The 23,227-nt window shown below is 60.6% G+C and carries 24 protein-coding genes and 1 tRNA gene; 8 read left to right on the top strand and 17 right to left on the bottom strand.

Translation table 11 applies throughout. The features are described 5' to 3' along the window. Genes rpmC through ACR3FE_RS04510 form a run of 9 tightly spaced genes read right to left on the bottom strand, consistent with a single transcriptional unit; the run spans position 1 to position 5,585 of the window. On the bottom strand, positions 1–207 hold the full coding sequence (gene rpmC, locus ACR3FE_RS04470) for a 50S ribosomal protein L29 (RefSeq protein WP_435154977.1): 207 nt from the start codon (positions 205–207) through the stop codon (positions 1–3). Beyond that, the gene (locus tag ACR3FE_RS04475) at positions 207–1,112 is read right to left on the bottom strand and encodes a 30S ribosomal protein S3 (protein WP_458205795.1); all 906 of its coding nucleotides are present in this window, start codon (positions 1,110–1,112) and stop codon (positions 207–209) included. The genes rpmC and ACR3FE_RS04475 overlap by 1 nt, the downstream gene beginning before the upstream one ends. Continuing rightward, positions 1,112–1,573, bottom strand: a complete 462-nt coding sequence (locus tag ACR3FE_RS04480) for a 50S ribosomal protein L22 (RefSeq protein ID WP_458205797.1) — start codon at positions 1,571–1,573, stop codon at positions 1,112–1,114. The genes ACR3FE_RS04475 and ACR3FE_RS04480 overlap by 1 nt, the downstream gene beginning before the upstream one ends. Positions 1,574–1,576: 3 nt before the next feature. Then, positions 1,577–2,002, bottom strand: a complete 426-nt coding sequence (locus ACR3FE_RS04485; RefSeq protein WP_458205799.1) for a 30S ribosomal protein S19 — start codon at positions 2,000–2,002, stop codon at positions 1,577–1,579. After that, on the bottom strand, positions 1,999–2,721 hold the full coding sequence (locus ACR3FE_RS04490) for a 50S ribosomal protein L2 (protein ID WP_458205800.1): 723 nt from the start codon (positions 2,719–2,721) through the stop codon (positions 1,999–2,001). The genes ACR3FE_RS04485 and ACR3FE_RS04490 overlap by 4 nt, the downstream gene beginning before the upstream one ends. A gap of 2 nt (positions 2,722–2,723) precedes the next feature. Then, complete coding sequence (locus tag ACR3FE_RS04495; protein ID WP_227353717.1) at positions 2,724–2,975, bottom strand: 50S ribosomal protein L23; 252 nt, start codon at positions 2,973–2,975, stop codon at positions 2,724–2,726. Continuing rightward, the gene (gene rpl4p / locus ACR3FE_RS04500) at positions 2,972–3,718 is read right to left on the bottom strand and encodes a 50S ribosomal protein L4 (RefSeq protein WP_458205802.1); all 747 of its coding nucleotides are present in this window, start codon (positions 3,716–3,718) and stop codon (positions 2,972–2,974) included. The genes ACR3FE_RS04495 and rpl4p overlap by 4 nt, the downstream gene beginning before the upstream one ends. Positions 3,719–3,721: 3 nt before the next feature. Then, complete coding sequence (locus tag ACR3FE_RS04505; protein ID WP_458205803.1) at positions 3,722–4,738, bottom strand: 50S ribosomal protein L3; 1,017 nt, start codon at positions 4,736–4,738, stop codon at positions 3,722–3,724. A gap of 4 nt (positions 4,739–4,742) precedes the next feature. Then, on the bottom strand, positions 4,743–5,585 hold the full coding sequence (locus tag ACR3FE_RS04510; RefSeq protein ID WP_458205805.1) for a putative RNA uridine N3 methyltransferase: 843 nt from the start codon (positions 5,583–5,585) through the stop codon (positions 4,743–4,745). Between the two features lie 212 nt (positions 5,586–5,797). Between ACR3FE_RS04510 and ACR3FE_RS04515 the strand changes: the two genes are divergently transcribed. After that, a tRNA-Gly gene (locus tag ACR3FE_RS04515) sits at positions 5,798–5,868 on the top strand. A 158-nt stretch (positions 5,869–6,026) separates the two neighbouring features. Beyond that, entirely contained in the window at positions 6,027–6,662 is a 636-nt protein-coding gene (gene dps / locus ACR3FE_RS04520; RefSeq protein ID WP_458205806.1) for a DNA starvation/stationary phase protection protein Dps, read from the top strand. Between the two features lie 112 nt (positions 6,663–6,774). On the opposite strand, the gene ACR3FE_RS04525 is transcribed toward dps, so the two are convergent. Next, a complete protein-coding gene (locus ACR3FE_RS04525; protein WP_458205807.1) occupies positions 6,775–12,741 on the bottom strand; it encodes a S8 family serine peptidase in 5,967 nt (1,988 codons plus the stop codon). A 136-nt stretch (positions 12,742–12,877) separates the two neighbouring features. On the opposite strand from ACR3FE_RS04525, the gene ACR3FE_RS04530 reads away from it, so the two are divergent. From ACR3FE_RS04530 to ACR3FE_RS04545, 4 genes are all read left to right on the top strand, one after another. Next, positions 12,878–13,189, top strand: a complete 312-nt coding sequence (locus tag ACR3FE_RS04530; RefSeq protein ID WP_458205808.1) for an MTH1187 family thiamine-binding protein — start codon at positions 12,878–12,880, stop codon at positions 13,187–13,189. Positions 13,190–13,227: 38 nt separating this feature from the next. Then, entirely contained in the window at positions 13,228–14,160 is a 933-nt protein-coding gene (mch, locus tag ACR3FE_RS04535) for a methenyltetrahydromethanopterin cyclohydrolase (RefSeq protein ID WP_458205810.1), read from the top strand. Further along, complete coding sequence (locus ACR3FE_RS04540) at positions 14,157–14,642, top strand: double winged helix-containing putative transcriptional regulator (protein WP_458205812.1); 486 nt, start codon at positions 14,157–14,159, stop codon at positions 14,640–14,642. Before mch ends, ACR3FE_RS04540 begins: the two co-directional genes overlap by 4 nt. A gap of 213 nt (positions 14,643–14,855) precedes the next feature. Further along, positions 14,856–15,533 (top strand): HAD family hydrolase, encoded by a 678-nt coding sequence (locus tag ACR3FE_RS04545; protein WP_458205813.1) that lies wholly within the window; start codon positions 14,856–14,858, stop codon positions 15,531–15,533. A gap of 63 nt (positions 15,534–15,596) precedes the next feature. Here the strand turns inward: ACR3FE_RS04545 and ACR3FE_RS04550 are convergent, their stop codons facing one another. From ACR3FE_RS04550 to ACR3FE_RS04570, 5 genes are all read right to left on the bottom strand, one after another. Next, a complete protein-coding gene (locus ACR3FE_RS04550) occupies positions 15,597–15,941 on the bottom strand; it encodes a hypothetical protein (RefSeq protein ID WP_458205814.1) in 345 nt (114 codons plus the stop codon). 31 nt (positions 15,942–15,972) lie between these two features. Next, entirely contained in the window at positions 15,973–17,616 is a 1,644-nt protein-coding gene (locus ACR3FE_RS04555) for a GTPBP1 family GTP-binding protein (protein ID WP_458205816.1), read from the bottom strand. Between the two features lie 90 nt (positions 17,617–17,706). Then, the gene (locus ACR3FE_RS04560) at positions 17,707–18,708 is read right to left on the bottom strand and encodes a restriction endonuclease (protein ID WP_458205818.1); all 1,002 of its coding nucleotides are present in this window, start codon (positions 18,706–18,708) and stop codon (positions 17,707–17,709) included. A gap of 67 nt (positions 18,709–18,775) precedes the next feature. Beyond that, positions 18,776–20,215: a BGTF surface domain-containing protein gene (locus tag ACR3FE_RS04565; protein WP_458205820.1), complete on the bottom strand. Its 1,440-nt coding sequence runs from the start codon at positions 20,213–20,215 to the stop codon at positions 18,776–18,778. 165 nt (positions 20,216–20,380) lie between these two features. Then, positions 20,381–20,893, bottom strand: a complete 513-nt coding sequence (locus tag ACR3FE_RS04570; protein WP_458205822.1) for a J domain-containing protein — start codon at positions 20,891–20,893, stop codon at positions 20,381–20,383. 173 nt (positions 20,894–21,066) lie between these two features. Here ACR3FE_RS04570 and ACR3FE_RS04575 point away from each other — a divergent pair, with 173 nt between their 5' ends. Next, positions 21,067–21,294: a hypothetical protein gene (locus ACR3FE_RS04575; RefSeq protein ID WP_458205824.1), complete on the top strand. Its 228-nt coding sequence runs from the start codon at positions 21,067–21,069 to the stop codon at positions 21,292–21,294. 21 nt (positions 21,295–21,315) lie between these two features. Here ACR3FE_RS04575 and pyrF read toward each other — a convergent pair whose 3' ends face one another. Further along, a complete protein-coding gene (pyrF, locus tag ACR3FE_RS04580; protein ID WP_458205826.1) occupies positions 21,316–22,113 on the bottom strand; it encodes an orotidine-5'-phosphate decarboxylase in 798 nt (265 codons plus the stop codon). Positions 22,114–22,185: 72 nt separating this feature from the next. Here pyrF and ACR3FE_RS04585 point away from each other — a divergent pair, with 72 nt between their 5' ends. Further along, a complete protein-coding gene (locus ACR3FE_RS04585; RefSeq protein ID WP_458205828.1) occupies positions 22,186–22,857 on the top strand; it encodes an HAD family hydrolase in 672 nt (223 codons plus the stop codon). Here the strand turns inward: ACR3FE_RS04585 and ACR3FE_RS04590 are convergent. Beyond that, entirely contained in the window at positions 22,838–23,209 is a 372-nt protein-coding gene (locus tag ACR3FE_RS04590) for a DUF7993 family protein (RefSeq protein WP_458205830.1), read from the bottom strand. The genes ACR3FE_RS04585 and ACR3FE_RS04590 overlap by 20 nt on opposite strands. Positions 23,210–23,227 lie beyond the last annotated feature (18 nt).

Consider the following 23,227-nt stretch of genomic DNA (forward strand, 5'->3'; position numbering starts at 1 on the left):
TTATTCGAGGTCGCCTTCTTCCTGCTGAATCGTCTTGATTCGAGCGATGGTGCGACGAAGTTCCTTGATGCGACCGGGGTTTTCGGGCGCACCACCTGCGGCCTTGACCGCCTTCGAGTTGAGCAGTTCCGTCTCGAGATCTTCGAGTTCGGCCTCACGCTCTGCGGGCGTCATGTCGCGGATCTCCTCGGTGTGAAGGATCGCCATTATTCTTCACTCTCCTCGGATTCTTCGCTTTCCATCTCGTCGAGCAGTTCCTCGGCTTCAGCTTCGACCTCTTCTTCGAGTTCGTCGAGTTCCTCCTCGACGGACTCGGTTTCGGTCGTTTCGGCCTCAGCCGATTCGTCTTCGAGAACTTCCTCGACGACTTCGTCATCGACCTCTTCCTCGCCGGGTTCCGGCGATTCTTCGTCTTCGTCAGCGCGGAGTTCTTCGAGTTCCTCCTCGCTCGGTTCTTCGATGAGGTCGGCTGCCTCGTTGGCCTCGACTGCATCCGGAACGAGTTCTTCGGGATCTGCGCCCTCCTCGATGCGGAAGTCGTCGGGCAGGTCGGCTCCCGGCGGGATGATCTTCACGTCCACGCCGATGGTGCCGAGTTTCATCACTGCGACACCCTGACCGCGGTCGACGATCTCCTGTGCGGGTTCGCCGTTGTGCTTGATGTAGCCACGGTTGAACTTCTCCACGCGCGAACGCGCGCCCGTGACCTTTCCGGACAGGACGATCTCGGCACCGAGTGCGCCGGAGTCCATGATGCGGTCGATGGTCGTGTGACCTGCCTTCCGGAAGTACCAACCGCGTTCGAGCGCGTTGGCAAGTCGGTCGGCGACGATTCGGGCGTTCAGATCCGGTTCGTCCACTTCCTGGACGTCGATCTGCGGGTCGTCTAAGTCGAACCGCTCCCCGAGTTCACGGGTGATCTTCCGGATGTTCTTCCCGCCTTTTCCGATGACCATGCCGGGCTTTTCGGCCTTGAGGACGATCTGTGTCCCCATCGGCGTCTTGGCGACGTCCATGCCGCCGTAGCCTGCACGACCCAGCTCGGACGCGAAGAACTCGTCGATCTGCGACTTCTGTAGGCCGTCTTGGATGAACTGGTGTTCGTCTGCCATTATTCTTCGACCTCCTCCAGGATGAGTTCGACGTCCACTTCAGGCGTGTTCCAGGCGGATGCACGACCGAACGCTCGTGGCTTTCGACCCTGCACTTCACCGACCTTGTGGGCGGCGACGTGCATAATCTTCATCGACTCGCCATCGAAACCTTGCGCGTCTGCGTTGGCGACGACGTTGTCGATCAGTTCGATGAACGCCTTGCTCGCCTTCTCTGGGTAGCGACCTGCATCCCAACCGTCGATGTCGGAACGGTGACCGACGCCGCTGTTGTGCTGCTTGAACGGCACCGACCGCTCCTCGTTTACGACCTGCTGGAGGTACGCTTTCGCGTCCCCGGCGGTCTTGCCCTTGATCGCTCGGGCAATCGCCTTACTGTGCTTGTGGCTCATGTGCCGCTCCCGAAGCATGGCTTTCGCCGTGGTGTCCGGGTCGGCATCGACGCTGTAGCTGATTCCCATGGTTTATTTGAGTGGCACGAACTTCGAGGAACGGGTCGCGCCGATACCCGCCTGTCCGTGTTCGACGGACGTGCGGGTCAACTGGAACTCGCCGAGGTAATGGCCCAGCATCTCCGGCTCGATTCGTACGCGCTCGAAGTCGTTGCCGTTGTAGACGGCGAAGGTTTTCCCGATGAACGATGGGAGCACCGGCATGTCGCGCAGGTGCGTCCGGATCGGGCTGTTCGCCGACTCTTCCTCGGTCGTGTTCCGGGCTTTCTCGAGCAACTTCTCCTGCTCGACGGTCAACCCGCGAAGGATGCTTCGCCGCTTTCGTGCGGGGAGCAGTTCTGCGACTTCCTCCAGGCTCATGTCCTGCAGTTCGTCTAAGTCGTAGCCGCGATAGGTGAACTCACCTTCGCGTCCGGTTCGGTATTCGTTTCCGCTCATTTGTTACCTCCTCGTCCCGTTCGTCGTGACGAGATGTCCCCGACCTTGCGTCCCGGCGGGGCATCCCGCGAAACGCTCTTCGGTCGGCCAGGGTGCTGGCGGCCACCGCCGCCGAACGGGTGGTCGACGGCGTTCATCGCCACACCACGGACGTTCGGCCACTTGGTACCGCGCGCTTTCATCTTGTGGTACTTGTTACCGGCCTTGACCATCGGTTTCTCCGTGCGACCGCCACCGGCGACGACGCCGATGGTCGCTCGACACTGGGGCGAGAGTCGCTTCATCTCGCCGCTCGGGAGTTCGACGACCGCTGCCTCGCGGTCGTGCGTGATGAGGTCGGCACTCACACCGGAGGCGCGGGCGAACTTCCCACCGTCGCCGGGTTGGCGCTCGACGTTGCACACCGGAATCCCTTCCGGAATCTCGGCGAGCGGGAGCGTGTTACCCGGCTTGATCTCGGCGGAGACGCCGACCTGAATCTCTTCGCCGACGCCAACGCCCTCGGGGGCGAGGACGAGGCGCTGGTCGCCGTCTTCGAACTCGATGGCCGCGACAGGAGCACTCCGGGCGGGGTCGTGTTCGATACCCACGACCGTTCCGGAGACGATGTCGCTGTCTTCGGTGTTCTTGTGGTCCAGTTCAGCTTTGTATCGGTGCGACGGAGCACGGAACGTCGGCGTCCCGCGACCACGTCGCTGGCCTTGAATCCTGCGTCCCATTGTTAGAACACCCCGATTCGGGAGGCGACATCCTGCGCGTCGTCCTCGTCGGACAGCGCGACGATGGCCTTCTTGTTCCCGTTCATCGTTACCTGGGTGTTGATGCTGTCGATGGTGACCTCGTAGCGCTCCTCGATCTCGTCGCGGATCTCGGGCTTCGTGGCGTCGAGCGAGACGATGAACTGGAGCTTGTTGTCGAAGTCCATGTCGTTCATCGCCTTCTCAGTGACCCACGGGTATTCGATGACGCTCATCGGTCGGCCACCTCCTCCAGCGCACTCTCGGTCCAGACGGTCAGTCGACCTGGTTGCGTGCCGGGTGCGAGGTCTTCTGCGTTGACCTCACGCGCCGTCGCAACGTCCGCACCAGCGAGGTTGCGTGCCGCACGCGATGGCTCCTCGCTCGTAACGAACAGGATCGACTTCGGCGTCTTGTACTTGCGGCCTCGGGTCGTCCCGCGACCGGCGCGGATCGTCTTGTTCTCCTCCGCACGATCGATGTCGGCGTCGATGCCGACCGCTTCGAGGAAGGAGACGACCTCTTTCGTCTTCACGAGGTCTTCGAAATCGTCGCTGACGACGAGGGGCAGTTCGGTGTCCTCGTCGAAGCGGTGTCCACGCTCTGCGACGAGTTCGGCGTCTGCCGTGGCCGCGATAGCGCTTCGAATCGCCTTCTTCCGCTCTTTCTTGTTGATCGAGAGCGAGCGGTCTTTCTCCGCTTTCGGCGGGTGTGCGACACGTCCGCCGACGGTGAATGGAACACGAGCAGCTCGTCCATTCGTTAGCGGGACGTGGGCCATACCGCGGCCACTGCCCGGCGATTCTGCGGAGGTACGCATCCCGGCGTGCGGGTCGGTACCGTAATCTTGTTTCCGGTTGGCCTGTGCGGCGAGCACGGCACGCTTGATGAGATCCGTCCGGACGGTCGTATCGAAGACCGCCGGCAGATCGAGCGTGCCAGCGTCGTCACCGCTCAGGTCACGTACTGTTGCCTGCATAGGTTATCCCTGGTTAGACTCCGTGCTTACGTAGCGCACCTCGGGGTCGAGGCGCGGTTGGTCAGTCGGTCGAATCGCAGGGCGGAAGCGTACGAGACGCTTGTTCGGTCCCGGAACCGAACCCTTGATGAGCGCGTAGGAGCCATCGACCTCGCCGTAGTTGACGAACCCGCCGTCGACGGAGGCTTCGTCGTCGTCGCCGAGGGCGATGAGACGCTTGTTGAGTTCGGTACGCTGGTGGTAGCCCGTCTGGCCCAACTGCGGAACCGTCGAGCGCACGCGTGACGGATTCCACGGGCCGAGGTTACCGATGCGGCGTCGCCAGCCTTGGCGGGCGTGTTTGCCCTTCCGCTTCTGGACGCCCCATCGCTTGACGGGACCCTGCGTTCCTTTTCCTTTCGTGACGCCACCGATGTCGAGGTACTCGCCAGCGCGGAACACGTCGGTGATGTCGTGTGCGCCGCCGTCTTCGAGTAGCTCGATAGCGAAGTCGGCACGGTCCGAGAGGGAGCCGCCGCCGATTCGCGTTTCCATGACGTCTGGTCGTTTCTTCGGTACGTTCTTCAGGTCGCTGGGGACGGTGTGGGTGATGACCCGGAGGTCTGCCACGTCGCCTGCTTCGAGAGCAGTGCGGAGTTCGTCCTCCGCGGCGTCGGCGTCGTGGTTTTCCGGTACGTCGAGCGTGCGGTCGAGTTCCTCGTGGAACTCCGAACCCCACACTTCTGTCAGTGGTTTCTTCCCGTACGGCGTGTCTTCGTACGCACGAAGAGCCACGGCGCGCATCGGGGGCGTCTCGACGATGGTGACCGGCACGGTCTCCTCCATCCCTTCGCGGGGGGAGTTTGCCTCGTCGTTGACCATCACCACGTGGGTCATTCCAGCCTTGTAACCCGCGAAGCCCTGCAGCGACGGCTGTCCGTCACTCTCGGGCCACGAATTGAAGCGCGGCACCTCACTGGTCGCGCGCTTCCGGGGGCCGAAGCCCAGCGAACCTCTGCGTGGTCTGCTTGTTTCTGGCATCGTATCACTCGCTGTTGAGGGTAAGGCACGCGAGGGAGGCGAACATCGCTTCTTCAGTTCGCACGACCTCGCTGCCTTGGTTCGGAACCGTATTGAGCCAGAGGTCGAACCGGCTGGGTGCGCCGGATTCGACCGCAGGTAGACGCTCGGGGTCTATCCCGAACATCTCCGGCAGGCCTCGACCGGGCGATCCGAACGCGACGGTCATACCATCGCGGTCGGTTCGCGCGACGAGTTCGTCGAGCCGCGCCACGGTGAGTTCCTCACCGAAGCGTGACGTGGCGATTCGGACACCAGCGTCGTCGCGGTCGAGCGCCGCCGAAAGGTCCATGCGCCTCACTGTGAACCCCGGAATGGGGGCGTCCACCAGCTTCGCACGGACCGGTCTTCTCGAAGAGATCCTGACGGTAACGCGCTCTCCGTCGCCGACCGTCATATCCGACGGGACGACGAGGGAGATCGGGTGTTGCAATCCGCAATTGACCCGAACGCGCCCTTCAGGTCCGACCTCGGTCACGATTCCCTGTCTTAACGACCCCGAACCCTCGGATTCGGAGCCGGTCTGTGATGGTGCGCGGAGCGGCGGTAGCACGCCCGCAAACTCCAGTTCGTCCCGCTTACCGAATACCTCCTTTCGAAGGTAGGGCGGTGTCGCGGCGTACTTCAGTACGGTTTCGACGAACCCGCCGCCCCACTTACGCTCGCCTTCCGTGTCGGGGAAGACGACCAATCGATCCGCCCGGAATACGGTCGCCGCGCGGGCGACGTAGCCGATCTTGCGAGTTGCCTCGCGTTTGTCTTCGGCTTCCCGGACGAGGGACGACGGCACGAGTATGCTGACGGTCATACCGTGACGCTTCGGCGCCTCATCACTAGACTGTAGCGAAATTTTCTCGCTTAGGCTTAAAAGAGTGCCGCTTCCCAATTGGGCGTGTGAATACGTCACGCGCCCGAATCCCTCCGAATCAAGAGATGTTCGTGAGTGATTTACACACGAAGTTGCCCCGTTTCGGAAGCCTTATACTCCAGTCCGGAATACGAATAAGTGCAAACAGCACTGCGCTGGTAGTGTAGTGGTATCACGTGACCTTGCCATGGTCACAACCTGGGTTCAAATCCCAGCCAGCGCACTTCTACCGAGCACAAAACGTCGAGCGGGACGTGTTCGTCTCGCTCGATGTCGTGCGAAACGGAAGTACGAGCCATCTCTATCGAGTTCGAATAAAGAACATTTCCGCCCACAACCCTCTTGCCCGATTCCGTCGTCCACGACATCGAGGTGGGGAAAATGAGCCAACCAGAACGACACGAACGACAGACGGCACGGCTGTTCTTCACGCAGAACGATATCTCGGACCGCGACCGCAGAGCGCTCATCGAACAGCTCAACCAGACGCTCGCGGATACGACCGATCTGCTGACCCAGACGAAGTACGCCCACTGGAACGTCAAGGGGATGCAGTTCTACCAACTTCACCTGCTGTTCGACGACTTCTCGGACGTGCTGAACGAGCACACCGATATGGCCGCAGAGCGGGCGACCGCCCTCGGTGGGGAAGCGATGGGGACGATCCGGATGGCGTCGTCGAACACCCGGATTCCCGAATTCCAGACCGACGTGGTGACCGGGGCGGAGTACGTCGAGGCGCTGGCGAACAACGTGGCGGTTCACGCCGCGAACCTGCGAAACGACATCGACGCCGCGCTCGCACACGGAGACGAAGACACTGCCGACCTACTCACCGGCCTCTCACGCGACGTGGACAAATACCTCTGGTTCCTCGAAGCGCATCTCCAGCAGGAGCCGGTGTATCCACCAGCAGAAGAACGAGAAGCTGGCCCCCAGCCGCAGTCGAGGGCTCCACAGATGGAGGAATCACAAGAAGAGCAGCCACGACGCTACGGACAGGGAGCGACGCGGTGATCGATTCCGAGGAGACGATGCTGGGCTGACCGACCTCATCCCATCAACTCCATCGCAGTAATCGTGCTGCGGTGGACGACCGAAAAATCGATTCTAACCCGAATTGGTGCAGTTAGCGCCGCCGAACGAGTGCGAATCCGGCGAGTGCGACGAGTGAGACGAAGACACCGAATCCAGGCTGACCGCCCTCGTTTTCGGTCGCTCCATCGTCGCCGCCATCCCCGGAGTCATCACTACTGCTACCGCTCGTCGTGGTCTGGTCCGCCTGCACGACATCGATACTCCCTGCCGACACGTCGTTGACGGTCACGTCGTAGGTACCCGCCTCGGAGAACGTGCGGGAGAACGTCACGGTCTTAGACTTGCCGGGGGCGACACGGACGGTCTTCTTCTCTACCGTCTCGCCGTCGAGCGTGAGCGCGACTTCGAATGTGCCTTTCGACCCACCCGTGTTCTCGACCGTCGCGCGCACGGTGACTTTCTCACCGGGGGGGACTTCCTCGGCGCTCAGGGTCACGTCCGCCACAGAGATAGCCGCCGGAGATTCGACCCCGATGGCCAGCGGTGCGATGCGCGGTGCGATTCCTGTGATGGACTGGCCGTCTTGGAACGTCCAGACGGGACGCCATTTACCCTCGTGATAGTGGTACACCGTCACGTCGTTCATGCTCGCACCGTCCGGGAGGGCGTCTTTCGACACCGTCGCACGGAGCCGCGATTTATCGATCGTTGAACTCATCACGTAGCGTTCGTCCACGCGCAGGTAGGTGAGTGCGCCAGCGAGTTCCGACGTTCCCTCCGGTGGGGTCGCCATCGCGTCCACTGTGACGGACGCGCTCGAACCACGTTCGAACTCGATTCCGTACCCGTCGAAGGTCACACCGTTCGTTTCGAGAGTGGACAGTTCGGCCCACGCGGTCTGGCCAGCCGAACCACCGAGGATGTCGATGGCAACGCCGTTCGGGCCAGGTGTGACGTCGACGCTCGCGGATGTGGGGCCAGCACCGCCGCCACCGCCACCACCGCCGCCAGAAGCAACGGTGAAGGTGATCGTCTTCGTCTGCAGATTACCCTCCATATCTTCGATCTCGGCGGTGTACGTGTGCGTACTTCCGTCCGTCAAGCCGCCGACACCATATTCGATGGTGTCCCCACCAGTGACGAGCAACGAGCCGGTGATATCGATCTTCCCATCGATGTTGATGTGGGCCGAACTCACGTTGAGACCGCTTCCGCTGTCGGCGAACGTCACACGAATGGTCTTACTCGTCGTTCCAGCGGGTAATTCGGCTCCGTCTTCGATGTTCGTACCGACAACTTGAGGGGGCGTTGCGTCGGTTTGCACCTCGAACGTCGTCATCGTCGTCACGTTGTTCCCCGCTTTGTCGCTGACGTTCATGGTTGCATTGTACGTTCCCGGTTCGAGACTCGCCGTCTGGTAGGTCGCGTATTGACTCGTGATGTTCGTCTTCGCACTGTTCGTCACTGACTGGCCTTCGAACGTCAAATCGACACTGCTCACGTTGACACCACTGATGGTGTCGGAGTAGTCGAATCGAACCTTCGCACTCTCTCCGTAGGTGAGCGTCTGGCCCGGACTGGTCTTCGTGACGCTCGGTGCATCGTCGTCTTGAACGACCGCACCATACGTCGAGAAGTGCGTGACGTTGGTGACCAGATACTCGCCCGACGTACCGTCTTCGAGTGTCACGTTCTTGATCTCGGTCTCCTGCACTTCCCACTGCCCGACCGATTCGTTGTAGTAGCTGATGTTCACCTCATTTTTGTCCGCACCCTTCGGCAGCTTGAGCTTCTCAACTGGAATGCCGATGGTCGCGTTCGTGAGGTTGTCCGAGAGCGTCTTGCCGATCTCGCCGTTCAGGAACGACAGTCCCGCAAGGTTACGGGAGAGCGGAGCGAGTTCGGAACGACTCTCCGTGAGCGTCACGAAGCTGTCGTTCACCTCCTGGCTCGTGTTGAATCGGACGAAGATTTTCGATTTCTCCAGTTTCACGGTAACCGTCTTGTTCTCGGTACTGACCGTCGAGAAGTTGGCGGAGGCGTTCGCCTCGCCTAGGTTTCCGACGTGGTCAGCGCCGGTCACGGTCACGTCGTACTGGCCGTCTTGCGAGACGCTGAAGTTCGCTTCCCAGACGCTTCCGTTCTTCTCGACAGGGGGAGTCACTACTCCAGACGGACTGTCGATGGTCACGTTCGGCGGGGCTCGAAGCTGTTCGTCTGTCGTCACCGTCACGCGCCCGAGTGTCGAATTCAACCGTTTGAGCGTCGCGCCGAGTTCGGGCGACGAACGGTCGAGAACGATGGTGACGTTCGTCGTCGTCGAGTTCGTATTCCCGTTCGTGTCTTCCGCCCGTGCACCGAGCGAGTAGTTCCCGTCGTCGGGAAGTGCGGACAAGTTCACCGTTTCCGACCAGTTCGCACCGTCGGTCGTACTGGCCGGTTCCCATCCACGGTAATTGGTGAAGTCGGCCGAAAGGACGTACCAGACGTTCTTCGCATTGCCCGGAGTCCCATCGGCAGTCGCATTGGCGAAGAACGTACCGTTCGTGTAGATGGTCTGCTCGTTCGGTGCAGCCGTCGATGTCTCGTTATCACCGACCGCCGTAACGGTGACCACCGGTTTTCGAGTGTCCGCGACGGCGAACCCGGCGAACGCCGTCGTTTCGGTACTGCTTCCGTGTTCGTCTTCAGCCCGAAGTGCGAGACTGACCGGGCCGAAGTAGCCCGACACGTCGTACGTCGCTTCGTACGTGTTTCCACCGATGTGGGTGGTATCGACGCCCGACCACGCGTTCGACCCGTTGAACGGTGTCGATTCGGGGGTTCCGATAGCGAAGAACGCACTCGTCTTCGGGATGGTGCTTTCGTCAGCCACGGTAAACCGAACTGTAACCGTCCCATTGTGTGTGACACTATTCGTGGAAAGTCCGGTGACGTTCACCAGCGAGATGCGTGGTGGAACGCTATCGGTACCGGATACGTATGTCGTCCGGTACGTCGTCTTCGTGCGCGTCGAGAGCGGCGTTTGTTCGTTCACGCCATCGGTGGTGATCGTAACGTCGTCACCATCCACGACGTCCAGCGTGTGCGTCAGGTTCAACCAACTGAGTGTGGAAGTCTCCTCGCAGACGCCGTTTACACAGGTTTCGACGGTGTCCAGATAGTCGTCGTTGTACTCACGCGTGACGCCGCTTTGATCAGCTTGAATGACCGGACTGAAGCTGAGCGTGTCGGAGCTCGTACCGGACTCGTACTGCCACTCGTAGAACGTCCCTGTGTACGGATGACGACCCATCTCGTCCTCGATCGATTCGCCGGATGTGAGCGAGGTCTCTTCCCACTGATCGAGATACCATCCGAACAGTTCGGGATCGGTCGCTGAGAGTCCGTATTCGATTCCCGGTGAGACGTATAGCGTCTGCTCGTCGGGTGTCATACCCGTCCCAACGACATTCAACCACATCTCGTGCCCGTTCATCTCGACCGGTGCGTGAGATGAGACGGTATGTTCGGGATACTGATCGGGCCAGTGGTAGGTCACGTTTCTTCGACCGAGTTGGGCAGGGTCGACGTCGTAGACCTTACTCCCCGACACACCGGTCGTGTTCTGGATGACGTGGAAGAGGACAGGTGCACTGAACAGTTCGTCCTCGGTCGTGCTAGCTGGCACGAATGCCGTCGATGTACTTACGTTCAGTCTGCTGTCGGTGCTAACTCTCGTCGTCGTGTTATCTGCACCGAGCCACGACATCCCGTACGAAGCAGACGTGATATTCCGCATATACACGAACTTCGTCTCGCGTTCTTCGAGTGAGCCATATTTCGCTTCTGCGGCACTCTTGTCGAACGAGTATCGAACGGTGTTCGATTCGTCGAGCGTGACAGTCTTGTCACCAGTCACGTCGATGCTCTTCGAGATGAAGATCGGTTCGTTGGTTTGTTCGTTAACACCGTCACTGAAGAGGTGATACGATCCGGTTTTAGGGAGCTTGTACGTGACTGTTCCATCAGTACCCAGGAAGACTAAACCGGCGAAGCCATCGTACACTTCGGAGTTACTCTCGTTCGAGAGGAGCCACACGTAATCGTTATCGACATCCCCTCCACTAATCGCGTTCTTGTTCACGGTCAGTTCTATCGCCCTCTCGTAGCCGAAGATTGCAGTGTACTCCCCGTCGAGCGAGAGACGACCGGAATAGGTGCCTGCTGTCGGCTTGACCGTGAGATTGAGGTCAGTGCTTTGTCCCGGTTCGAGCGTGATCATTGACTGGTTAACAGAGACATTTCCAGCCCCACCAGATTCGATATCCTCTGCACTTACACTCACGTTGAACGTCCGCTTTTCGGTGCCGTAGTTCGTCACCGTCGCGATACGTGAGACGTTTGCATCTCCATCGATCGAACCGAAGTCGATGACACCAGGTGAGATGACGACATCACCCGAAACCGCTTCACTGGCGTTGACTCGACCGCCCCCCTGCGTGTACACGTCCTGTGGCTCGAGTGGGTCAGCCGACGAAACGAGCGTATCCTTGATTCGATCCGACGACAGTGTAGAATCGTTATCGAGCATCAGAGCGACCACGCCGGAGACGACGGGAGCCGACATGCTCGTCCCGCTCGTTCTCGTATAGAAGTCGTTGATAGGACTCCCCATCGACGTGCCGTCTGCACGAGCACTTGCAACCTTGTATCCCGGTGCGACGATATCCGGTTTCACGAAGGAACCGTAAGGCGTCGGTCCGCGTGAGGAGAACGACGTGATACCGCCATTACCGTCGCTCGCACCGACGGCGATGACGTGTTCGTGGAAAGCGGGCGTCCCGATGGTTCTATAATTTGGCCCGTCGTTTCCAGCAGAGGCGACGATAGGCACGTCGTGAGATTCGGCGTAGGCGACCGCGTCAGCGTATCTATCGTTGGCGCGAGTTTCATACGGCGTTCCACCGAGACTCATGCTGATGAGGTCGGCGTTGTTGTCGACTGCATACTCCATCGCGTTGATCACATCAGATGAGTAACAGCCGTCATTCATACAGACTCGGAGATCCATCAGTTCAGTATCAGGTGCCATCCCGACGTACGTACCGCTGCTTGCGGTTCCGTCACCTGCGATGATACCCGCGACGTGCGTCCCGTGTCCGTACGTGTCGTCGGTGGTTCCCTCGGGGGTGAAATCCTGCTCCATCACGACTGCGTCGTCGATGTCCGGATGAGAGTTGTCGATGCCGGTGTCAAGCACTGCAACGGTCACGCCCTCACCACTCACCCCATACTGCTGTCGCGCACCAGTCGCATTCACGATGTCACCCGTATCTTCGAGCGCAGGTCGAACCTTCACGTCGAGCGAAACCGACTCGATATCGTCGTTCCGAGCGAGTTGTTCGTACGCCTGCGCCGAGTTCGCTTTCGAGATGGACGCGGCAGAAGCGTCGATACTGTGAAGCGAGTGCGTCACGGAAAGGCTACTGGTCGAATCGAGCGTCGAGACCGTATCGGTCGTGTACCGCTGCTGATCCTCCTGAACGCTGGCGATAACCGGAATCGAATCCGTCTCACCATCTGTGAGATTCTGCGCGACGAGCAGTTCGACGTTGAACAGCGCCGGGTCGAACCGCTGGAAGTCCACACCGTCGGGGTAGATGTAGGTTCCGTCCGGGCCGGAGATCCGGTGCATCGGCACGTCGGCATCGACACGATAGGTGGTTCGGTCGTCGCGTTCGACGACCTGAACCGTCTGTCCCGTGATGAGCGTGACGTTTGCGACCGCCCGCTCGTCGGTCGCGTTCGGTTTCTGCGTCGTCGTTCGGTCGGTCGATTCGGTCTCCTCGGCGGAGATATCTTCGACACTGGAGTCGGTAGCAAGAGAGGTGGGAGTAGAGTCCACCCTATCGACGGAATGCGGCGCAGCTACCGACATCGCCAGCGCAGGTGTAACCGTACTGAAGACGACGAGCACGGTACAGAGAAGCACCAGCATCGTCCGAAATGCGCTGCCGATGCGCGCTCCGGCCGAGTGGTCAGAAGATCGATCCCCGACATATATGTATTTTTCCATATCTGTCTGTGTCTCGATATTGTTCGAACTTATATCTTTAGTTGGGATTATCAGAGATGAAACCAACAGAAGGAGTCGATTCAACCGTGCGGGCAAAACTCATACTATCACGAGGGACGAACCCCTCGAATCACGTATGACCGTTATCGCACTGCTCTCCGTCGCACCGGTCGTCGAAGACAGTATGGCGAGCGAAGTAGCAAAGGCCGTCCAGGCGTTGGACGAGTTCGACGTGTCCTACGAGACGAATCCGATGGGAACCGTCATCGAAGCCGACTCCGCAGACGAACTGTTCGCCGCTGCACAGGCCGCTCACGAAGCCGTGGATGGCGACCGCGTGAGCACGTTCCTCAAGATCGACGACAAGCGAACGCGCGACCAGCGAGCCAGCGACAAGGTGAAAGCGGTCGAAGAAGCACTCGGGCGGGAAGCGAAACGCGACCGTTAACCCGGAACTGTTTACAGGATGACGACCAACCTGAAAGCATGGAGAGTCTCAACCGGATGGCCCTCGAACTCGTCGACGAGGCCATCGACTTCGCGGACGAACTGAACGTCGCCGCGTACGAACTGGACAACGAGGCGACCGTCCTCGACTTCGGAATCGAAGCTGGCGGTGGGATGGAGGCCGGGCTCCTCCTCGCGGAACTCCAGACCGCCGGATTGGCGACGGTGCAGACCCGTATGGACGACGTTGCTGGCGCACCAGTTCCTGCTGTCGAACTCTCGACCGACCACCCCGCACTGGCGCTGCTCTGTTCACAGAAGGCGGGGTGGGAGCTGACCGTCGATGGATTCGAAGGACTCGGAAGTGGCCCTGCACGGGCGCTGGTCGCCGAGGAAAGCGAGTTCCAGCGCGTCGGCTACACGGACGCCTTCGATTTCGCCGTGCTCGCCATCGAATCCGACACGTTCCCGAACGAAGCTGTCGCCGAGCACGTCGCCGATCTCACGGACGTCGAACCGAACGCTGTCTACCTGCCGACCTTCGCTACGGGAAGTCTCGTCGGAAGCGTCAGCGTCGCCTCTCGTGCCGCCGAATTGGCGGTCTTCCGACTGACCGAACTCGACTACGACCCGCTCGACATCCGCTCTGCGATGGGTTCAGCACCGGTTGCGCCGGTCAGCTACGACGAAGCGACCGCGATCGGGCGAACGAACGACGCGCTCGCCTACGGCGGACAGGTCCACCTGACCGTCACCGAGGAGTTCGACCGATTCGACGAACTCCCATCGATTGCGAGCGACGAGTACGGCACACCCTTCCAAACGTTCTTCGACGACGCTGACTGGGATTTCGAGGAAATCCCCGAGAGCGTGTTTGCTCCGGCACAGGTGACCGTGGACGTGGTGGATGGCCCGACACACGTCCTCGGAGAGACGAACGAAGACCTCCTCGCGGATAGTTTCGACCTGTGAAGTTCAAACTCGTCCCCGAAGCGCCCGACGCCATCGCGTTCCTTGCCGACGCACAGCGTGCCGTCCCGCTGGTGCCCGGCACGGAAGACGATTGCTGTACCCGACTGATGCGGCGACTCGACTTGCCGAGTCGTGACGTTGCCCGGACGTGGCTCACGTTCCTTCGGGCGCTCGAACTTGCCGAGGAGACCCGATCGGGATTCGTTCGAATCCGCAGAGATCCGGAACGAGACGAGCTTGCCGAGGCGTTCGAGACGCGGGTGTACGGCGCGACGACCGTACTCGACCTGCTTTCCGAACACGAATCGCTCTCCGAAGAAGACGTGTTCGACCACTTCCGCGACGAGATTCCGACGTGGGAACGCCACAAAGATCCGAGCAGGGTGGAGGACGTGTGGCGAGAGCGCGTCGGAAATCTGCTGGACTGGGCGGTGTTGTTTGGGCTCGCAGAGCGGACAGACGGAGCGTATCGACGGGCGTGAGTCGGTCGGCGAGTCTGTGCCGGTGAACGAGTGTGAGTCGATCAGCGAATCTGCGTCGGTCGGTGGAGCCCGATCGTCCATCGGAGTCGGATCGGAACCCGGAATCGGCGGCCATCGATCCGGACTGGTTCCGTTTTCTTATATAAATCTACGCACAGCTTCCCGCAACGCACGGCATTTCGTTTTTGTCGCCACGGTACCTACAGCCGATCGATGAGTATCGACACGGTTCTCTTCGATCTGGACGATACGTTACTGGAGTACGAACAGAGTTCCCACGACGTGCTCTCGTCGTCGTTCGAAACCGTCGGCGTCGAGCAGTTCTTCGACATCCCGGATTACCACGTCCGCTACGACGAGTTTCTCGAACGAGGGCTAAGCGTGGACGAACAGCGAGCCAACTGCTTCGCGGCGATCGCGAGCGAAAAGGGATACGACACGGAGACCGGACGGGCGATCGCGGACGAATTCGCCGAGATTCGTGACCATTCGCTGGTGCGCTACCTTCCCGGCGCACCTGAAACGCTCGAAACCCTCGCGCGCGACCACGCGCTCGGAATCGTTACGAACGGCTCACCGAAGATGCAGCGGACGAAGATGGCCGCGTTAGGAGTCGAAGACCACGTCGATTCGGTCGTGTTCGCGGGCCATGACGCACCTGCCAAGCCGAACCCGGAACCGTTCGAACACGCACTCGCTGAACTCGATTCCGAGCCAGAGAAATCAGTTCACGTCGGCAACTCACTCAGGTCGGACGTTTCCGGGGCGAAAGCCGCCGGACTCGGAGCGGTGTGGGTTCCTGCCGACCCCGACGTAACACCGGACCCGACACCAGATTTCGCCTTCGAGACGCTCCACCCACTCGGCGATCGTCCGTGGAAGCGGGCGTAGGTTTATATACTACGACGGAACCAAACTGGCTCGATGCGTGGTATCGTCGGTCCGGTCGCCTCCCTACTCGCGGGTTTGCAGATAGTCGTAGCCGATGCCAACGAGCATGACCAACCCCGCCAGACCCAGAAGCAACGAAAACTCGTCACGGCCTCCGAAGAGATAGTCGGCTATCGACCAGACCACCACGCCGCCGAAAAACGCGACCCGCCACCGCCGCGTTCGTGTCACGTCACGGAACACCCCCACGAAGAGAACGACCGCGATATACAGGAGGGTGATACCTTGTAGCAAGCCAGTCACACCGGATTCGGAGACCAGACCGACGACAGAGACGAGCGCAACTACCAGGAGAAGCGACGCGAACAGTTTCACGACGGTCGTCACGTCGAACTGGACTCTCGACATGTACGACTCTCGGAGGAGTGTGTAGATAAACCTACTCGACCGGCGTCACGTCCACCACGGTTCCGACGCCCTTGCTCTGGCCTTCGCGGAAGACGAACCGCTGGCCTTTCTCCACGAGGTAGGGTCGGAACTTGAATCGAACCGTGGTCGTTCCCCTGTCTCCGGGGAGGAGGTGACCACCGTCGGGTTCGAAGACGGCGGTCTCACTGACCGTTTCGAGGTGGACGACCGGTTCGTAGCCGGTGCCGATGCGCGTCGGATGGTTCAACACCATCACCTCGGCTTCGAACTCACAAACTGGTGTGGGGTCTGCGTCCGGTGGAAGCAAGACCATCCCACGCTCGATATCCGCCTCTCGAATTCCCTTGAGCGCGATACCGACGATGCGACCCGCCTTCGCCTCGTCGACGCGATGGTAGTGCATCTCTATGGAACGAACCTCCACCTGCCGGAACTCGCCGTCGGGCATCGGCCCGATGAGGAGTTCGTCACCCGCTTCGACCGATCCGGAATTGATCGTCCCGCTCGCCACCGCGCCGACCCCGGTGACGCTGTAGGTTCGGTCGATGTACATCCGGAACTCCCCGCTGTCGGCGGTCGTCTTCGGCAACTGCTCGAACATGGCATCGAGAGCGTCGAGTCCATCCATCGTGACCGCGCTGGTCATCAGCACGGGAACCACGTCTTCGCTCACCTCCTCGATGGCGACATCGACGCCGTGGCGTTCGACCCGGAGGGGTGTCTTGCCGACCTCGCGGAGCAATCGTTCGACCTCACGTTCGACCTCCTTCGCTCGTTCCTCGTCCACGATATCGGTCTTCGTGATTGCAACGATGGTCGGGAGTTCGGTCGCCAGCAGGATGCCGAGGTGTTCGCGCGTCGTCTTCGTCGGGCCGTCGTCCGCGGCGACGGTGAGCAACCCGTAGTCGAGTTTCTGGCCGACGAGACCGCGAATCGTGGTGCGTAGCCACGGTTCGTGACCAACGGTGTCGACGAACGAGACGAGACGCTCGCTCTCCTCGACCACGCGTGCACGGTCGGACTTACGATGCGGATTGTCCATGTGAACCGGACCATCATCGTCGAACCCGTAGACAGCGTACGAGAGGTCGGCACTGAGACCGCGCTGTATCTCGTGCGGTTGCACGTCGAGGTAGCCTCTCGTACCTCCTTCGCCGTCATCCGGTTGGCCGGTGACGAGACTGCCGACGAGTGTGCTCTTCCCGTGGTCGACGTGGCCTGCCGTCCCGACGACGATGTGTTCGCTGTCGGTATCGAGAACGGCACCCTCGCGGATCGTGGCGACACCGACGAGTCCGCCGTTGCCGTTTCGTGTCGTCGCTCGTGTCTGCGTCTCGGTGTCGTCGATACCCCACGTCTGGACGTCTTCGATGTGTGCTCCGGCCTCCTCTGCGAGCAGTGAGAGCACGTCCATCGTCTCAGAGAAAACGTCAGGTGTGACGCCTGCAAGTCCACCATCGTCGGTGACACCGACGACGTACGTCGCCTCGCCGTCACCCGAAAGAACCCGATGGCGTAGTTGTGCGGCAAGACTCTCCATTCGCCCTTCGGCAAGGTGGATCTCCCTCGTGAGTCGTTCCTTGAACTCCACGCTGCCACCCTCCCGCTCTCCCCGGTCGAGAGCGCGCTGCAAGGCGGCGCGGTCAGCGCTCATGAGGACGGTTTAGAGCCGACAGGCCAAAAGATTTGCCCGCGTCGTAGACCTGTTCGTCCCGAATCGAAGAAGAGCAACCGAGGACGACCGTTACAGGTCGGGTGACAGTTCCTCGTTGCGGACGAATTGGACACGGACGACGTGTCTCGCGGGTTCGCTCACCACGATGGTCGCTTCCGTCGCGTCGGCATCGATAGAGAACACCATCCAGACGGTTACCGACTCGCCTGCTTCGAGGACGTTCGGATCGAATCCACTTGCGTTGACGAGCGGTTGGTGGCCGTGGAGGGTTCCGTTGGAGCGAAGAACGAAATCCCGTGGCCGAAGACCGACCGAATCGGCACCATCGTTCGTGACGTTCATCGTGACGAGGAGGAACTGATTGCCATCTCTCGGTCGGTACACACCGTCATCACCCGATTCGGGATCGAGTTTGCTCACCCGTTTCGCGTTCCACTGCACGTAGAGCGCACTGGTGACGTTATCGGGGGTCGTGGACGCTGCCGTCACGTTCCAGCCCGTCTCGGCGACCTTCCCCCCGGTTCCCAGGAGCATCGGAGCGACGACCACCGCCAGCACGATTGCGGCGATGGCGACGACGACGCCTGCGATCGCCTTCGGTGGGACCGACGTCGAAATCGGGAGCGAAAAGCCGTCCTCAGAATCGTCACTATCGTCGGCGTCGTCGGCTAACGCTTCGGAATCGGCTTCGTCATCGACGTCCGCGTACCGGCTGACGAGGTCGTGGAGTTCACGTGCTTCGACGATGGTACGGAGTTTCTCGCCATCGACAAGTTGTACACCGGCCTGTGTGGCGATCTTCTCTGCGTCCTCGGTGAACGTTCCCGCCGTGACGACGGCCCCCTCGTCGACACTGTACTGCTGGCAGAGCATGACGAACTGCTGGAGCGCCTTGCCGCTGACGCCCTCACCGGTCGCCGGTCTCGCCCAGATGAGTCCTTCCGCGCCCTCGCGCTGAAGGACGACGAACGATTTTCCGGATTTCGTCGTAGTCTGGGTCCGCCAACCCTGTTTCTCCCAGAGGGCTGCGACGAACTTGGCGAATCCGGACTGATCCATTTGACGTATCATGATCTGCGTGGGAACCTTGGGTTTGTGCTGGTATCCTCAGTCATCGTATAAAAACTATCGGACACCTTCATTCGGAACGCCGGACGACGAGTAGTACCGCCGCCACGAGTGCCACGAGTGCGACGGATACGTCGAACCCGGGAAGACCACCCTCAGATACCGTCTGGGCGGTGATCGGCTGCTCTGTGGGAACCGGTGTGGCGGTCGGTGTCTGCGCCGTGGTCGCTGTCGCCGTCGCGTTCGTCGTGGTAGTAGTGGTAGTCGTACTGATTGTCGTCGTCGTTGTCGTCGTGGTGGTGGTCGTTATCGTCGGAGTCGGTGTCTTCGGCGGCGCAGAGGCGACGATACCTTTGACCGAGATATCCTGGTCACGGAGTTCGACCGTGAACTCGGTGCCCGACTCGACGCTACTGAAATCGAACGACGTGCTGAACGTTCGGTTCTTTGTGACCGCCGCTTTCTTCGGCCAGAAGAACGGATTCTTTCCTTCGTCGAACGCGGTGACGTTTATCGTCGATCCCGGTGCGAGCGTCGTCGTTCCGCCGATAGCCGTCTCGTTCTCCACGACGATAACGTCGCCAGAGTAGTCGAGCGTCACCTGTCGTTCGACGACCGTGAACATCGTCGTCGCGGTCTCCGATTTAGCGACCATGGGGTTTTCTTCGCCGATCTCGAAGGTGACTTCGTACTCGTCTCCGGCCTCGATACCGTGTTCCCCGGTGTCGAGCACGAGATAGAACTTGTTGTTCTCCTCGTCTAGTAAGAGCCGATTAGGTTCATCTTCTCTTACGTCCTCACCGTCAATCTCGTTCGGTTGGGTGTTTCGTTCGTAATTCGATTCGTGGAAGTGGACAGAGACGTGCTCGTCACCGCCGCTAAGATTTGCTTGCTCAATGAATCCCCCGAGACCAGAGGCGTTGAGTGCGAGCACAAATTGGTCACCCTTTGCTATCGTTCCATTGTCTGTTTCTGAAGCCGCCTTTAGGAGATCGGCTGACGACTCGAACGTTGAAGGGCTCGCACTCGCTGGCAACACGAGCGTCTTAGCGTCACCTGTTTCCCGCTCTTTCACCGTGAACGAGCCCATATCCTGCGTAACGTTCTTATCGTCGATTTCGACGGTGATGTTCATGTCGTACGTTCCGGGTTGAAGCGGCCCAGATTGTGACGGAATAGTAGCGTTAGTATCTCCAACGAGACCACCTTCAACCCGTGTCACGGCCTCGGTGCGACTATCTGCCTTGTAGGTATTGATAGCGAGCGTCGTCGTTCCCTTCGGGACAGTTATTGGTGCCCAAAATCCATCTTCCGGAGAGCCAAGATTCACCGTTGCCTTTTGACTAGCATGGACGGTGACCTCGATGATATCCCCCCGGTGGTCGCTGACGGTGGCATCTGCGAAACTCGCTTGTTTTCCATCGACGCTAGACACAGCCAGTGGCCCGACGACGAGCGAGCAGACGAGAACGGCGACCACCCACGCCGAGGGTTTCTTGACAGGTTTCATCGATAGACACCTCTCAGATAGTTTCGAGGGCAAGATTCCTGAAACCGAACATTCCGACACATCTGTCTCTCGATGGCCGGGGGCGATACTGTCGGCATAGTTGAGTAAGTGTGGTGTTGTGAACCGACTGTAATAAATTCGCCCGTCAAATACTGTCCGTGATAATTAACGGTTCTGCAATCGCTCGTAGGCTCGGGTGACTTTCTTGAACGCTTCCTCGTTCCCGTCTTCGCGGTCGGGATGGACGCTCTTTACCTTCTTTCGGTAGGCCTGTCGAACCGCATCGTCGTCTGCACCGGGGGAGAGTCCGAGGATTCGGTACGCCTCCGCCACGCTCGGGCCGGACGGGCGACCGACCGTCGCCCGCGTGCGCGTACGGTCGTTCGTGTGCTGGCGCGTCGTACGCTGGCGTGTTTGCGCTCCCCTTCGCGTCTGCTGGCGCGCCTGCCCGCGCGCCGCGCCTGATTCGAACCGACCCGCGTCACGGTACGCTGCATCGCGTTCTACCTTCTTGGCGAGTCGCCCGGTCGCGTGGTACCAGAGGATGGCCGTCGTGATCCCGAACGGTATCGCAAAGACGACGAGAAACAGATTGTACACGATGCCGAGGATACTCAAGGAAACCGTAATCCCGGCGAAGATGGCTGCGATACCGAGCAAGAGGCGCGACCTGTGCACGGTTTCGCTACGGGTGGATGGATGTTAAGCCTCTCGCCATACTCAGACACGCCTCGCCGTCCCGGAATCCTCCCCCCACTCCAGGAATCGCTCGCCGTCCCGGAACCCTCCACCTATCCCAGGAACCGCACATCGCCCCCAGACTGATACCGTTTCGCAACCTACGACCGACTATGAGTGTCAGTGGCCTGTGCCAGATCTGTGAATCGGCCGAGGCGACACACGACTGCAATCGGTGTGGTGCGCTCGTCTGTGTCGAACACTGGAACCGAGAGAACGACCTCTGTGTCGAGTGTCTGGCAGAGATCGGCGGTGCGGGTGATCAGGAGCAGAAACCGAGCGGGCCGGGAAAAGAAGACATCACCCCGCCGGACACCGACGACAGCACGCACCAGATGTAGATTGCAGGCGGGTCGCTTCGACTACCGGTGCTGGTTCAGCTGTCGTTTGAGTCGCTTCGCCGCCTGTCCTGCTACCTTGTCGAAGTTCTCGCCCGCGTCCTCGCCTGCGAAGATGATTCCCCGCGAGGAGTTGACCAGTCCCGCCCCGTCCGCGAGGGCGTAGGTCGCTGCTGCTTCTGCGTCACCGCCCTGTGCGCCGACACCGGGAACCAGGAACGGGAGATCCGGGACTCGCTCGCGAATCTCTTCGAGTTCGTCGGGAGTGGTCGCACCGACGACGAGTCCGACGTTCCCGTTCGCGTTCCAGAGGTCGGCGAGCGACGCCACCCATTCGTACACCGACTCGCCGGAGGCCAGTTCGAGATCCTGGATATCGGTACCACCGGGGTTGGAGGTTCGACAGAGGATGAAGATCCCCTCGTCTTCCCGCGAAAGGAACGGGTCGAGCGAGTCACGACCCATGTAGGGGTTGACGGTGATGGCGTCGGCCATGTCGAGCAGTTCGGCGTATTTTCGGGCCGTGTTGCCGATGTCTGCGCGTTTCGCGTCCAGCAGGACTGGCACGTTTTTTCCGTGCGCGTACGCGATGGTCTCTTCGAGGGCAGCCCATCCGTCGGCATCCTCGTAGAAAGCGAGGTTCGGTTTGAAGGCCGCCGCGTGTTCGTGTGTCGCGTCGATTATCCGGCGATTGAACGCCCAGCGCGGCATATCGTACTCGTGGAGGTGTTCCGGGATTCGGTCGATGTCGGCGTCGAGGCCGACGGAGACGATGCTATCGGTCGCCGCGATGCGGTCTGCGAGGCGGTCGAAGAAGTTCATACTCTCCGATTTTCGTGGTAGGTCATGGGTGTATCGAACTGGTAAAGAGTACGCAGTTCCAAGAGACTCCAAATGCGCGTGACCGCTGTCGGGTTCGACCTCGACGCCACCCTCGCCGTGACCGACCGACCACGAGCCGAACTCCTCGCGGACGCGACGGACGCGGTGGATGCCCCACCCCTCTCTCGTGACGACTATCTCGACGCCCACAGTCGGAATCTCGACAGCGAGACGCGACGCCCCATCTTCGCCGACTTGCTCCCCGAGGAAAGCGATATCACCCCCGACGAGCTTACGGACGCCTATCGAACGGCGATCTTGGATGCTCTCTCGCCACTCCAGGACATCCCCGAACTGCTCACGACACTCCGCCGAGAGTACCGCGTCGGCCTGCTCACCAACGGCCCGATCGTCGCCCAGCGCGGCAAACTCGACGAACTCGGCTGGGAATGCCACTTCGACGCGACCGTCGTCACGGGAGAACTCGAAGCCGGTAAACCAGACGTGCGGGCCTTCGAAGTTCTCTGTGACGAACTCGACGTCACCCTCGCCGAGACGGTGTACGTCGGCGACGACCCGAAGATGGACGTTCGAGGCGCGAAACAGGCGGGGATGACCGCGGTACAAGTGCTGTTTCCCGACGGCCCTGAACCGGAACCGACGGCAGACGCCTACATCGACCGCGACGAACTCGTTTCTGGATTACCGGGCGTTCTTTCGAATCTCAACGAACCGCCGCGATGAGCACGTCGACGGCGCGTTTGACCGCTGCACCACTTTCGACGAAGACGAGCACCTGTGGGGGTTGAGCCGCCTTCGGGCGCACGCGCAATCCCGCCTCGCTGGCCGCCTCGGTTGCGGCATCGATTCCGTCGGAGATGTCGATCCGGACGCGGTCGGGCTGGACGAACACGCTCGCGACGACCTCCCCGTCCTGGTCGATCTCGTATGCCAGTGCACCGTCGTCAGTCGGTTCCACGTCTCGGTTCGCGTTCACGATGGCGAGCGAATCGAGTGGTGGGTCTTCGCGGCCATCGATTTCCGACGAGAGGATCTGTGCGATCCGAACCCCGTCGGTGATTCTATCCTCGACCATACACGTCGTTGACGAAGT

This window comes from Haladaptatus rarus (assembly GCF_054177585.1).